Origin of the sequence: Vibrio aerogenes (assembly GCF_024346755.1) — a bacterium.
Lineage (GTDB): Bacteria > Pseudomonadota > Gammaproteobacteria > Enterobacterales > Vibrionaceae > Vibrio > Vibrio aerogenes.
In genome coordinates, this window is record NZ_AP024861.1 from 960,071 (window position 1) to 972,569 (window position 12,499).

At 44.2% G+C, this 12,499-nt stretch carries 14 protein-coding genes; 13 read left to right on the plus strand and 1 reads right to left on the minus strand.

Features of this window, described 5'->3' with window-relative positions; all coding sequences use genetic code 11:
- The first annotated feature begins 5 nt into the window (after positions 1–5).
- Both secD and secF read left to right on the plus strand, forming a co-directional pair.
- Positions 6–1,862 carry a protein translocase subunit SecD gene (gene secD / locus OCV29_RS04465; RefSeq protein ID WP_073603780.1) on the plus strand — a complete coding sequence of 619 codons (1,857 nt, stop codon included), beginning with the start codon at positions 6–8 and terminating at the stop codon, positions 1,860–1,862.
- Positions 1,863–1,880: 18 nt separating this feature from the next.
- Positions 1,881–2,828, plus strand: coding sequence for a protein translocase subunit SecF (secF, locus tag OCV29_RS04470; RefSeq protein ID WP_073603779.1), 948 nt, complete (start codon positions 1,881–1,883; stop codon positions 2,826–2,828).
- A gap of 52 nt (positions 2,829–2,880) precedes the next feature.
- Here secF and suhB read toward each other — a convergent pair whose 3' ends face one another.
- Positions 2,881–3,684 (minus strand): inositol-1-monophosphatase, encoded by an 804-nt coding sequence (suhB, locus tag OCV29_RS04475; protein WP_073603778.1) that lies wholly within the window; start codon positions 3,682–3,684, stop codon positions 2,881–2,883.
- A gap of 173 nt (positions 3,685–3,857) precedes the next feature.
- Here suhB and trmJ point away from each other — a divergent pair, with 173 nt between their 5' ends.
- The 11 genes from trmJ (at position 3,858) to ndk (ending at position 12,488) form a co-directional block, all read left to right on the plus strand.
- Complete coding sequence (trmJ, locus tag OCV29_RS04480) at positions 3,858–4,589, plus strand: tRNA (cytosine(32)/uridine(32)-2'-O)-methyltransferase TrmJ (protein WP_073603777.1); 732 nt, start codon at positions 3,858–3,860, stop codon at positions 4,587–4,589.
- A gap of 106 nt (positions 4,590–4,695) precedes the next feature.
- Entirely contained in the window at positions 4,696–5,217 is a 522-nt protein-coding gene (gene iscR, locus OCV29_RS04485; RefSeq protein ID WP_073603776.1) for a Fe-S cluster assembly transcriptional regulator IscR, read from the plus strand.
- Positions 5,218–5,245: 28 nt separating this feature from the next.
- On the plus strand, positions 5,246–6,460 hold the full coding sequence (locus OCV29_RS04490; RefSeq protein ID WP_073603775.1) for an IscS subfamily cysteine desulfurase: 1,215 nt from the start codon (positions 5,246–5,248) through the stop codon (positions 6,458–6,460).
- A gap of 47 nt (positions 6,461–6,507) precedes the next feature.
- The gene (gene iscU, locus OCV29_RS04495; RefSeq protein ID WP_073603774.1) at positions 6,508–6,891 is read left to right on the plus strand and encodes a Fe-S cluster assembly scaffold IscU; all 384 of its coding nucleotides are present in this window, start codon (positions 6,508–6,510) and stop codon (positions 6,889–6,891) included.
- A gap of 56 nt (positions 6,892–6,947) precedes the next feature.
- A complete protein-coding gene (iscA, locus tag OCV29_RS04500; RefSeq protein WP_073603773.1) occupies positions 6,948–7,271 on the plus strand; it encodes an iron-sulfur cluster assembly protein IscA in 324 nt (107 codons plus the stop codon).
- 76 nt (positions 7,272–7,347) lie between these two features.
- Positions 7,348–7,860, plus strand: a complete 513-nt coding sequence (gene hscB / locus OCV29_RS04505; RefSeq protein WP_073603772.1) for a co-chaperone HscB — start codon at positions 7,348–7,350, stop codon at positions 7,858–7,860.
- Positions 7,861–7,880: 20 nt separating this feature from the next.
- Positions 7,881–9,737 carry a Fe-S protein assembly chaperone HscA gene (hscA, locus tag OCV29_RS04510; RefSeq protein WP_073603771.1) on the plus strand — a complete coding sequence of 619 codons (1,857 nt, stop codon included), beginning with the start codon at positions 7,881–7,883 and terminating at the stop codon, positions 9,735–9,737.
- A 16-nt stretch (positions 9,738–9,753) separates the two neighbouring features.
- Positions 9,754–10,092, plus strand: coding sequence for an ISC system 2Fe-2S type ferredoxin (gene fdx, locus OCV29_RS04515; RefSeq protein ID WP_073603770.1), 339 nt, complete (start codon positions 9,754–9,756; stop codon positions 10,090–10,092).
- Between the two features lie 59 nt (positions 10,093–10,151).
- Positions 10,152–10,346, plus strand: coding sequence for a Fe-S cluster assembly protein IscX (gene iscX, locus OCV29_RS04520; protein ID WP_073603769.1), 195 nt, complete (start codon positions 10,152–10,154; stop codon positions 10,344–10,346).
- A gap of 345 nt (positions 10,347–10,691) precedes the next feature.
- Positions 10,692–11,978: an aminopeptidase PepB gene (pepB, locus tag OCV29_RS04525; protein ID WP_073603768.1), complete on the plus strand. Its 1,287-nt coding sequence runs from the start codon at positions 10,692–10,694 to the stop codon at positions 11,976–11,978.
- 84 nt (positions 11,979–12,062) lie between these two features.
- On the plus strand, positions 12,063–12,488 hold the full coding sequence (gene ndk / locus OCV29_RS04530) for a nucleoside-diphosphate kinase (protein WP_073603767.1): 426 nt from the start codon (positions 12,063–12,065) through the stop codon (positions 12,486–12,488).
- Positions 12,489–12,499: the final 11 nt, after the last annotated feature.

The window sequence follows — 12,499 nt, forward strand, 5'->3', positions numbered from 1 at the left end:
TCGCTGTGCTTAACCGTTATCCATTATGGAAGTACTTGATGGTGGTATTTATTATCGCCATCTCTGCATTGTACGCACTTCCAAACATTTACGGTGAAGATCCGGCAGTTCAGGTCACAGGAGCGCGTGGCGCTTCTGTTGAGTTGTCAATGCTGGATACTGTTACCAATGCGCTGGATAAAGCGCATCTTTCTTATAAATCTGCTGTGTTAGAGAAAGGTTCTATCCTTGTTCGTTTTAAAGACACAGACACACAAATCAGTGCCCGTGATATCATCAGTGGTGCACTTGGCAAAAACGTCATTGTTGCTTTAAACCTGGCGGCGTCTACACCAAACTGGCTTGAATCGATTGGTGGTTCGCCAATGAAGCTGGGTCTTGATTTACGTGGTGGGGTTCACTTCCTGATGGAAGTTGATATGAACGCGGCCATGGAAAAATTACTTTCTCAGGAAGAAGACGCGTTCCGGACTGAGTTACGTGAAGCGAAAATTCGTTATCGTTCAATTAAAACGGCGGAAAATCAGTCTGTTAATATTATTCTGCGCAATGAAGAGCAGGCAAATCAGGCGTTAAAACTACTTCAGCCTAAACACCCTGATATGACGTTGACTGCCAGTGATAATAATGGCCGTTTTGTGCTGAATGCCAAATATACAGAAGCCCGCCTTTTAGCGATTCGTAAAGATTCTGTTGAACAAAATATTAAAATTCTGAGAAACCGGGTGAACGAACTCGGTGTTGCTGAACCGTTAGTTCAGCGCCAGGGAGCGAGCCGCATTGTGGTCGAACTTCCGGGGGTTCAGGACACTGCCCGTGCGAAAGAAATTCTGGGTGCGACGGCAACGCTTGAGTTCCGCCAGGTCGATACCAGTGTTGATTTGTCAGCAGCAGCTGCTGGCCGTGTACCTGCCGGCACTGAAGTGAAAAAGGACCGTCAGGGACGCCCTGTCGTGCTGAAAAAACGAGTTATTCTGAGTGGTTCAAGTATCACTGATGCCAGTTCAAGTACAGATGAATACGGTCGGCCTCAGGTTAATATTTCTTTGGATAGTGAAGGTGGCAGTAAGATGTCAGCTTTCTCTGAGAAGAATATCGGCAAGCTGATGGCAACTGTTTTTGCTGAATATAAAGACAGTGGCCGCAAAACACCTGAAGGCAAAGTGATTCTGAGTAAGCATGAAGAAGTGATTAATCAGGCAACAATTCAGTCTGCTTTGGGAAGAAGCTTCAGAATTACCGGTATTGATTCACCTGCTGAAGCGCATAACTTAGCGTTGCTGCTTCGTGCGGGGGCGTTGATTGCTCCGATATCGATTGTTGAAGAACGAACCATTGGTCCTTCTATGGGACAACAGAATATCGATATGGGGATTCAGGCTTGTCTGTGGGGTATGTTGGCGGTGATGTTGTTTACTGCACTTTACTACCGCAAATTTGGTTTGATTGCGAATCTGGCTCTGTTTGCCAACCTGGTTTTAATTGTTGGTGTGATGTCCATGATTCCGGGTGCAACGATGACTTTACCGGGCATTGCCGGGATCGTACTGACTGTCGGGATGGCTGTTGATGCCAACGTGCTGATATTTGAACGGATCCGGGAAGAGTTACGTGATGGTAAAAACCCGCAGCAGGCAATTCATCAGGGATATGCGAATGCGTTTAGTACCATTGCTGATGCGAATATCACCACATTGATTACAGCAATTATTTTATTTGCGGTCGGAACGGGTGCAATTAAAGGTTTTGCTGTGACATTGTCGATTGGTATTTTAACTTCCATGTTTACTGCGATCATCGGCACCCGGTGTGTTGTGAATCTGCTTTATGGCGGTAAACGTATTAAGAAATTGTCGATCTGATAAAGGCTGGGAATAGATATGTTTCAAATTCTTAAAGCAAAACAAGCGATCGACTTTATGCGTTGGTCGAAGTTTGCATTCGTACTGTCATTGATGATGATTGCTGGTTCAATATTTACCCTGTCTACACAGTGGTTGAACTGGGGATTAGATTTTACCGGCGGTACATTGATTGAAGTTGGTTTTGAACAACCTGCAAATCTGGAAGCGGTTCGTACTTCACTTGAAGGAAAAGGATTTTCCGATGCGACTGTGCAAAACTTTGGTTCGGCGCGGGAAGTGATGGTCCGTTTGCGTCCTCGTGAGGGCGTAAAAGGTGAAACGCTGGGTAACCAGATCATTAATGCGATTAAAGAAGGGACCGGTGAAAATGTTGAAATGCGCCGGATTGAGTTTGTTGGACCTAATGTTGGTGATGAATTAACCGAAGCTGGTGGTCTGGCAATTCTGGTTTCTTTGATTTGTATTCTGCTTTATGTTTCTATGCGATTTGAGTGGCGTTTAGCTGCTGGTGCGGTATTAGCGCTTGCGCACGACATTATTATCACATTAGGTGTTTTTTCACTGTTACAAATCGAGGTTGATTTAACCATCGTTGCTGCATTGTTGACGGTTGTGGGTTACTCCCTGAACGATACCATTGTTGTATTTGACCGTATCCGGGAGAACTTCCGTAAGATGCGGAAAGGTGAACCACCTGAAGTCATGAATAACTCGATTACACAAACATTGAGCCGAACGTTGATTACTTCAGCAACAACTTTATTTGTGGTAATTGCATTGTTCCTGAAAGGTGGTGCGATGATTCACGGTTTTGCACTGGCACTCTTGCTGGGTATTACTGTGGGTACATACTCTTCTATTTATGTGGCCTCTGCGCTGGCGTTGAAACTGGGTATTACCCGTGAGCATTTAATGCCGCCTCAGGTTGAAAAAGAAGGCGCTGAATTCGAAGAATATCCTTAGGATGAAAGCTAAAAAAAAACCGCTGATGATTCAGCGGTTTTTTTATGAATGCTTATTTTAAGATAGCGCTGTTGCCGTTTTCCCGAATGTGTCTGAGCAGTGCCTGAGTGCCTTTAGGGCTTGATGCCACGATATTACCTGACTTCATATATTCGGTACCGCCCGAAAAATCAGTCAGAATGGCGCCTGCTTCTCTGGCAATCAAATCACCCGCTGCCATATCCCAGGGCTTCAGGCCCAATTCAAAATACCCATCTACCCGATTTGCTGCAACATAACAAAGATCAAGCGCTGCGGAGCCAGTTCTGCGGAAATCTGCACACTCAGTGAAAAGAGAAGTCACGATTTTCAGATAAGATTCTGAATGTTGCTTACTTTTGAAAGGAAAACCAGTGGCAAGAACAGTGCCTTTCAGATCTTTGAGAGGATTCACCCTGATACGGGAGTTATTTAACTGGGCTCCTTGCCCACGTTGCGCTGTAAATAATTCATTCAGCATTGGATCGTAAATACAGGCGACTTCGGTTCTTCCTTTCATCCGGACTGCGATAGATACCGCAAAATGAGGAAGCCCTTTCATAAAGTTTGTTGTGCCATCCAGTGGGTCTATGATCCATTGTACGTCTTTGTCTTTCCCTTCTGTCAGGCCACTTTCTTCTGCGACAATCGCATGATCAGGGTATGAAGTTTTAATCACATCAATAATAATGGACTCTGCTTCTTGATCGACATTGGTGACAAAGTCGTTAACGCCTTTTTGAGTGGTTTGAATTTTATCAGCGTTTTCTAGTGATTTAGCAATATGGTTACCAGCTTTTCGCGCTGCGCGAATAGCAATATTTAGCATTGGATGCATAGAATTTTCCCAGCAGATGTTAAAGAACAAAAAAAGCGGACGGCAGTATATCAAAATTTATAAAAAAAGGAAGTGGCTAAATTATGTTCTATTGAGTGTTTTATGTGTGAAAGACCAGTTCTTTCAGTCAGGTTTATGCTAATATCTGGCGCACTGAAAAAGATGGTGGTGATATGTTAGAACAGATAAAAATTGTTTTAGTTGGAACATCGCATTCAGGAAATATAGGTTCTGCGGCCCGGGCTATGAAAGTGATGGGATTAAAGCAAATGGTACTTGTATCTCCTGAATGTGAAGTCGATGCACAGGCCATTGCTCTTGCAGCAGGTGCCAGTGATATTGCGCTTAATGCGTTGAAAGTATCAAATCTGGAGCAGGCTATTGATGATTGCAGCCTGGTTGTCGGAACAAGTGCCCGTTCACGGACTCTGTCCTGGCCAATGTTGGATCCACGGGAGTGTGGTGAATTATTTGCAGTTGAAAGTGAGCAATCACAGGTTGCTCTGGTTTTCGGCAGAGAACGAACCGGACTCACCAATGAAGAGCTGCAAAAATGTGATTATCATGTGGCAATACCTGCCAACCCTGAATATAGCTCTTTAAACCTTGCAATGGCCGTACAGACATTGTGTTATGAGCTGCGTGTGGCTTCACTGGCAAGGAAGCAGTCAGAATATCCGTTGCAAGAGAATACTGAGTATCCACGCCATCATGAACTGGAAATGTTCTACGGGCACCTTGAAAAAGTACTGTGTAAGACACACTTTATCAATGAGGCCCAGCCCAGCCAGGTGATGAATAAACTAAGACGGCTATTCAGCCGTGCCAGACCCGAAACTCAGGAATTGAACATTTTAAGAGGGATACTGACTTCCGTAGAGAAATTGTCATCTCCGGATAAGTGAAATTCAGGCGATAAAATACCTGACTAATTTAGTTGGTTAAAATACTTGACTAATTTAGTCGGTTATGTGACACTCAGATCCACATAAACGGTGTGGGTACAACATTATGAGATTAACTTCAAAAGGAAGATATGCAGTCACAGCAATGCTTGATGTGGCGTTGCATTCGCAGCAAAACCCAGTACCTCTGGCTGATATTTCTGAACGTCAGGGAATCTCGTTATCTTATCTGGAGCAATTGTTTGCAAAGCTCCGCAAAGCTGGATTAGTTGCAAGTGTCCGTGGACCTGGTGGTGGGTATCGCCTCGGTAATGATGCTGGTTGTATTTCTGTAGGGAATGTGATTGGTGCTGTCGATGAATCTGTCGATGCGACCAAGTGTGCAGGAAAAGGTGATTGCCAGGGGGGAACCCGTTGTCTGACCCATACATTATGGTGCGATCTCAGCTCTCGTATTAGTGACTTTCTCGATAACATCACTCTCGGTGATCTGATGAATGATAACGAGATACTGGCGGTATCTGACCGTCAGAATATTGATCTAGCGGTGAGCCAGGGGCATTCTCAGAATAATTCAAGTTCCATCACGCATAGTCCCGCGACTATGCAGTCTGGAATTCGGTCTTAAGCCGTCAATTTTACGTTGGAGTAAAAAAATGAAACTGCCTATATATTTTGATTATTCAGCAACGTGTCCGGTTGATCCACGTGTTGCTGAAAAAATGGTTCAGTACATGACAATGGATGGAATTTTTGGTAACCCGGCATCTCGCTCCCATCGTTATGGCTGGCAGGCAGAAGAGGCTGTAGATACAGCCCGTGAACAAATAGCAGATGTCTTGAATGCTGATTCCCGCGAGATTATTTTTACATCTGGCGCCACAGAATCTGACAATCTGGCGATTAAAGGCGCTGCTCATTTTTACAGCAAAAAAGGTAAGCATGTGATTACCTGTAAAACTGAGCATAAAGCCGTATTGGATCCTTGTCGTCAGCTTGAGCGTGAAGGATATGAGGTCACTTATCTTGAGCCGGAAGCGAATGGCTTAATTGACCTGAAAAAGCTTGAAGCCGCGATGAGAGATGACACCGTTTTAGTTTCTATCATGCATGTGAATAATGAAATTGGTGTGGTTCAGGATATCGCTGCTATTGGTGAAATGTGTCGTGCCCGCAAAATTGTTTTTCATGTTGATGCCGCTCAATCAGCAGGTAAGCTGCCAATTGATGTGCAGGAAATGAAAGTTGATCTCATTTCAATCTCCGGACATAAAATTTATGGTCCTAAAGGGATTGGTGCATTGTATGTTCGCCGCAAGCCACGTATTCGTCTGGAAGCTCAGATGCATGGTGGTGGTCATGAGCGTGGTTTCCGCTCGGGAACATTACCGACCCATCAGATTGTTGGTCTGGGTGAAGCATTCAGAATTGCCAAAGAAGACATGCAAAAAGACTATGATCACGCCAAGCATTTGCGTGATCGCATGCTGGCTGGGTTGAAAGATATGGAAGCTCTGACAATCAATGGGGATTTAGAGCAGCGTATTCCTAACAATCTGAACATCAGTTTTGCCTTTGTTGAAGGTGAATCATTGCTGATGTCTTTAAAAGACTTAGCGGTGTCTTCCGGTAGTGCATGTACATCTGCCAGCCTTGAGCCATCGTATGTATTACGCGCTCTGGGACTGGATGACGAGCTGGCCCATAGTTCAGTACGTTTTTCCTTTGGTCGTTTCACGACTGAAGAAGAGATTGACTACGCGGTCGAGAAAATTCGTGTAGCAGTTGATAAATTACGTGACATGTCTCCTCTATGGGATATGTATAAAGAAGGTGTTGATTTGAGCACGGTTGAATGGGCTCATCATTAATCAATCTTAATCATTCCTGACAGGACAGAGGATGAGAGGTAAAAGTCATGGCATATAGTGATAAAGTTATTGATCATTACGAAAACCCGCGTAATGTTGGGTCTTTCGACAAAGAAGATCCATCGGTAGGTAGTGGTATGGTTGGTGCGCCAGCCTGTGGTGATGTGATGAAATTGCAAATTAAAGTCTCTGAGCAAGGTATCATTGAAGATGCTAAATTCAAGACTTATGGTTGTGGTAGTGCAATTGCGTCCAGCTCACTGGTAACTGAATGGGTAAAAGGCAAGTCAATTGATGAAGCAGCAGCAATTAAAAATGCTGAAATTGCTGAAGAACTGGAACTACCACCAGTGAAAGTTCATTGCTCTATTTTGGCAGAAGATGCGATCAAAGCAGCTGTTGCTGATTATAAAAAAAAGCATGAACAATAATTTTCTGAGGGAGCTGCTGCTCCCTCCTTATTACTTTTAATCTGGGTTGGAGTCGTATGTCCATCACTTTAACTGAAACTGCAGCAGATCGGATAAAAGCTTTTCTGGATAACCGTGGAAAAGGAATAGGTCTGAGGTTAGGGGTGAAAACAACAGGCTGTTCCGGTATGGCTTATGTACTGGAGTTTGTTGACGAATTAAATGAAGAAGATCAGGTGTTTGAAGCCGAAGGCGTCAAGGTGATTGTCGATCCTAAAAGTCTTGTTTATCTGGATGGCACGCAACTTGACTACGTAAAGCAAGGCCTGAATGAAGGCTTCGAATTTAATAATCCCAATGTGAAAAATGAATGTGGCTGCGGTGAAAGTTTTACTGTGTAGAACATTCTGATGGTCGGGTGTCTGTCATATTTGGCCATCTGTTTTTGATTGCCGGAAAATCAGGACTAATATCAGCATGAACTATTTTGAATTATTCGGGCTACCAACTCAGTACGAACTGGATGGTAGCCTTCTTGCTTCTCAGTTTCGCGAACTACAAAAGAAATTTCATCCCGATAACTTCGCTGCCGCTTCAGAAAGAGAACAATTGGTAGCGGTTCAAAAAGCTTCAGAAATCAACGATGCTTATCAAACTTTGAAAAATGAAATTTCACGAGCCGAGTATATTTTGTTAATTCATGGCACAGATATTCGTGATGAGCAAAGAACAATGCAGGATCCTGAGTTTCTCATGGAACAAATGATGTTGCGGGAGGAGCTGGAATCGATCGATCAGCGTGCAGACGATCAGGCACTTTCTGCTTTTGAAGCTAAAGTTGATGCCATGTACAAAGAAAAATTAGCTGATTTCCGGAAACAATTCGGGCTTTCTTCATGGGAACCGGCCGCTGATACGGTTCGTAAGCTCAAGTTTATCTCTAAATTAAAATATGAAATTGAGCAAACCGAAGACAAAATGTTCGGTTAGTTCAATAAAGGAAGTTATCCATGCCATTACTTCAAATTGCAGAACCTGGACAAAGTGCAGCACCTCACCAGCATAAACTGGCTGCCGGGATCGACTTAGGCACAACTAACTCACTGGTCGCTTCTGTCCGGAGTGGCTCTGCAACGACGCTTGCGGATGATAGCGGTCAAAAAATTGTGCCGTCAGTCGTTCATTATGCTCAGGAAGAAACAACCGTTGGTGCTGCAGCATATCTTAAAGCACAGCAAGATCCTGTGAATACCATCATTTCAGTGAAGCGTTTGATCGGACGTTCGTTAGATGATGTTCAATCCCGTTATCCTAAGTTGCCCTACAAACTGAAACCCAGTGACAATCGTTTACCTGTTTTTCAGACATCCCAGGGCGATAAAAACCCGATTCAGGTTTCTTCTGACATACTCCGGGTTTTAGCGCAAAGAGCCGAAAGCACTCTGGGCGGAGAGCTGGCGGGCGTCGTGATCACTGTTCCTGCTTATTTTGATGATGCCCAGAGAACCGGGACGAAAGAAGCTGCCCGCCTGGCTGGCATACATGTTTTGCGATTGTTGAATGAACCCACAGCGGCTGCGATTGCCTATGGTCTGGATTCCGGTCAGGAAGGCGTTATTGCTGTTTATGACCTGGGTGGCGGAACATTTGATATTTCGGTGCTCCGGCTGTCAAAGGGTGTTTTTGAAGTTCTGGCAACCGGTGGCGATTCTGCATTAGGTGGTGATGATTTTGACCATTTGCTTGCTGATTATCTTCATTCTCTTATGGAGAGAACTTCTCCTCTCTCAGCAGAAGAATACCGGGCTTTGCTGGATGCGGCGACACAAGCAAAAATCGCATTGTCAGAAAGTGACTGTACCAATGTTTCCGTGCTTGGCTGGCAGGGACAGGTTGACAGAGAAACACTGAACGAATTAATTCGTCCTCTGATCAGAAAAACACTGATGTCCTGTAAAAGAGCGATGAAAGATGCCGGAGTCGATGCTGGTGAAGTGAATGAAGTTGTTATGGTTGGCGGTTCCACCCGAACGCCGTATGTCAGAGACATGGTTGGCGACTTCTTTGGCCGCAAGCCTTTGACATCAATCAACCCGGATGAGGTTGTTGCGATTGGTGCCGCAATTCAGGCTGATATTCTGGCAGGTAATAAGCCGGATTCAGAGATGCTTTTGCTTGATGTGATTCCTCTGTCTCTTGGTATCGAAACCATGGGCGGATTAGTCGAGAAAATTATTCCCCGGAATACGACCATTCCTGTCGCCAGAGCTCAGGAATTTACAACCTTTAAAGATGGCCAGACGGCAATGATCATCCATACTGTTCAGGGAGAGCGTGAAATGGTTGATGATTGCCGTTCACTTGCCCGGTTTTCACTGAAGGGGATTCCGCCGATGGCTGCTGGTGCGGCGCATATCAGGGTCACCTATCAGGTCGATGCTGATGGTCTGTTGTCAGTCACCGCAATGGAAAAAAGTACCGGGGTCCAGGCTGAGATTCAGGTCAAACCATCCTATGGGTTGAGTGAAAATGAAATTGCAGAGATGCTTAAAGACTCAATGAACCATGCGGAAGATGATATGAAAGTCCGGACGCTGATGGAACAGCGGGTTGAAGCTGACCGGGTCATTGAAGGTTTAATTTCAGCGATGCAGGCTGATGGTGATGAATTACTGGATGAGCAAGAGCGCCGCGAGCTGTTAATTGCGATAGAAACATTAATTGAATTAAGAAACAGTGATGATGCACCTGCCATTGAGCAAGGTATCAAAGATGTGGATTCAGTGAGTCAGGCATTTGCCTCCCGGAGAATGGATAAGTCTATCCGGGAAGCATTAGCCGGACAATCAGTGAACGACATAGATTAAACAGAGAAATAAAGTCATGCCTAAAATTATTGTTTTACCTCATGAAGAATTATGTCCGGATGGTGCAGTTTTATCAGCTGAAGCTGGTGAAACAGTGCTTGATGTTGCTCTGAAAAATGGGATTGAAATTGAGCATGCGTGTGAAAAATCCTGCGCGTGTACCACTTGCCATGTCATTATCCGGGAAGGCTTCGATTCACTGGATGAAAGTGATGAACTGGAAGATGATATGCTGGATAAAGCGTGGGGGCTGGAGCCAGAATCCCGGCTTGGTTGTCAGGCGAAGGTGACTGATGAAGATTTGGTCGTTGAGATACCTAAATATACATTGAATCACGCAGCTGAAGACCACTAAACTTCTTTTTGCTGTTTGAGCTGCGAGATAAACTTACCGTAAAAGAAAAGGTTAGCATAATGAAATGGACTGATTCCAGAGATATTGCAATTGAACTATGTGAACTATATCCGGATACGGACCCAAAGACTGTCAGGTTTACAGATTTGCATCAGTGGATTACTCAATTAGATGATTTTGATGATGATCCAAATCGTTCGAATGAGAAAATACTTGAAGCGATCCTCCTGTGCTGGATGGATGAAACTGACTAAGTATTTCTTTCAATATCAGACTTACTGATAAAAATGGGCCTTGAGGGCCCGTTTTTATCTGATTGACATCTTTGAAGTGCATTATATATCGTTATACCCGGATTACCGCAAGATGCAGGATGCTGTATGTCGACAAAAGATGTAGTTCCCGGACAGGGAATTCAGTCAGGAATGTACCCACCTTTCTCATCTCACTGTCGCATGTATCTTGCTGTATTCCGGACATAAAAAATATCAGTTTCATTTTTTAAATTGATTTACATCACCGATTCCCGGTCAACAGCGAAGACCGGGATATTTTATAAAGAATAAATGGCTGATATGCCATGAAGACAAGGAGATATCATGTCTGTAACTATGTCAGTTTATATTAGTCGCGACCCGGCACCCGAACAGTGGGGCGAAAAAGCACTTCTTTCTTATACTGAATCAGGCGTCACCATTCATATCGATGCTGAAGAACCTATGTTACCTTTAATTCAAAAAGCAGCCCGTAAAATCGATGGTCAGGGGCTTCATCATGTTGAATTGAGCGGCGAAGAGTGGGGGCTTGAGAATATCTGGGCATTCTATCAGGGCTACAGAGACCCTAAAAAAGTAAATAATGTTTCATGGAATCTGCTGAATCAGCCCGAACAATCTGAGCTTGAGGCCAGAATTAAAGCAACAGACTGGATCCGGCATGTCGTTAACAAAAGTGCAGAGGAAGTGGCGCCGCGCCAATTGGCAACAATGGCTGCTGAATTTGTTAAGTCTCTGGCGCCAGAGCATGTTTCATACCGGATTGTCAAAGATAAAGACTTACTGGCAGATGGCTGGGAGGGGATTTTTGCAGTCGGTCGTGGTTCCGAAAGAACATCTGCGATGCTGCAGCTTGATTTTAACCCAACGGGTGATGAGAATGCACCGGTCTATGCGTGCCTGGTTGGTAAAGGCATTACTTTTGATTCTGGTGGTTACAGCCTGAAACCATCGAATTTTATGTCTGCAATGAAAGCTGATATGGGTGGTGCAGCTATGGTGACCGGCGGACTCGGATTAGCCATGATGAGAGGGTTGAACAAACGGGTTAAATTGGTGCTGTGTTGTGCTGAAAATATGGTATCGGGCAGAGCGTTAAAGCTGGGAGATATCATTACATATAAAAACGGTAAAACGGTTGAAGTGATGAACACTGATGCTGAGGGCCGCCTGGTTTTAGCCGATGGCTTAATCTATGCCAGTGAACAACAGCCTGAAATGATCATTGATTGTGCAACACTGACTGGCGCAGCTAAAAATGCTCTGGGAAATGATTATCACGCTTTACTCAGCTTTGATGAGCAGCTAAGTCATAAGGCTTTATCTGTCGCCAAAGAAGAAGGAGAAGGATTATGGCCACTACCTCTGGAATCATTCCACCGTCAGATGCTGCCTTCTAATTTTGCTGATTTATCAAATATCAGTTCCGGTGATTATGCCCCGGGTGCAAGTACAGCGGCTGCATTTTTATCTTATTTTGTCGATAATTTTCAAAAAGGCTGGCTACATATTGATTGCGCTGCTACTTTCCGTAAAAGTGCGAGTGATAAATGGGCTGTAGGCGCAACCGGTGTTGGTGCAAGAACCTTAGCTGGCCTGCTTGCTGATTAATCAGACTTTTATCATGATTACTATCTGTACCTGAAATATAAGAAGTACTCAGATGAGTACCACAAAAAACAAAAGGAAGAATTTATGGCATTAGAGAGAACATTTTCTATCATCAAGCCTGATGCGGTCAAACGGGATATTATCGGTGAAATATATCAGCGTATTGAAAAAGCCGGACTGAAGATTATCGCTGCAAAAATGGTTCATCTGAATGAAGAACAGGCTTCAGGTTTTTATGCAGAGCATGAAGGAAAGGACTTCTTCCCAAAATTGAAAGAATTTATGACCTCTGGCCCAATTATGGTTCAGGTACTTGAAGGCGAAGATGCAATAGTCCGCTATCGTGAGCTCATGGGAAAAACCAACCCTGAAGAAGCAGCTTGCGGTACATTGCGTTCTGATTATGCCCTGAGCATGAGTTACAATTCTGTTCATGGAAGTGATAGCCCGGCTTCGGCAGAAAGAGAGATTGCGTTTTTCTTTCCTGAATCAGAAATCTGTCCGCGCTGATAACGACTATT

Coding starts and splice junctions, on each gene's coding strand:
- secF (WP_073603779.1), top strand. CDS start 1,881: ATGTTTCAAATTCTTAAAGCAAAACAAGCGATCGACTTTATGCGTTGG.
- suhB (WP_073603778.1), bottom strand. CDS start 3,684: ATGCATCCAATGCTAAATATTGCTATTCGCGCAGCGCGAAAAGCTGGT.
- trmJ (WP_073603777.1), top strand. CDS start 3,858: ATGTTAGAACAGATAAAAATTGTTTTAGTTGGAACATCGCATTCAGGA.
- iscR (WP_073603776.1), top strand. CDS start 4,696: ATGAGATTAACTTCAAAAGGAAGATATGCAGTCACAGCAATGCTTGAT.
- OCV29_RS04490 (WP_073603775.1), top strand. CDS start 5,246: ATGAAACTGCCTATATATTTTGATTATTCAGCAACGTGTCCGGTTGAT.
- iscU (WP_073603774.1), top strand. CDS start 6,508: ATGGCATATAGTGATAAAGTTATTGATCATTACGAAAACCCGCGTAAT.
- iscA (WP_073603773.1), top strand. CDS start 6,948: ATGTCCATCACTTTAACTGAAACTGCAGCAGATCGGATAAAAGCTTTT.
- hscB (WP_073603772.1), top strand. CDS start 7,348: ATGAACTATTTTGAATTATTCGGGCTACCAACTCAGTACGAACTGGAT.
- hscA (WP_073603771.1), top strand. CDS start 7,881: ATGCCATTACTTCAAATTGCAGAACCTGGACAAAGTGCAGCACCTCAC.
- fdx (WP_073603770.1), top strand. CDS start 9,754: ATGCCTAAAATTATTGTTTTACCTCATGAAGAATTATGTCCGGATGGT.
- iscX (WP_073603769.1), top strand. CDS start 10,152: ATGAAATGGACTGATTCCAGAGATATTGCAATTGAACTATGTGAACTA.
- pepB (WP_073603768.1), top strand. CDS start 10,692: ATGTCTGTAACTATGTCAGTTTATATTAGTCGCGACCCGGCACCCGAA.
- ndk (WP_073603767.1), top strand. CDS start 12,063: ATGGCATTAGAGAGAACATTTTCTATCATCAAGCCTGATGCGGTCAAA.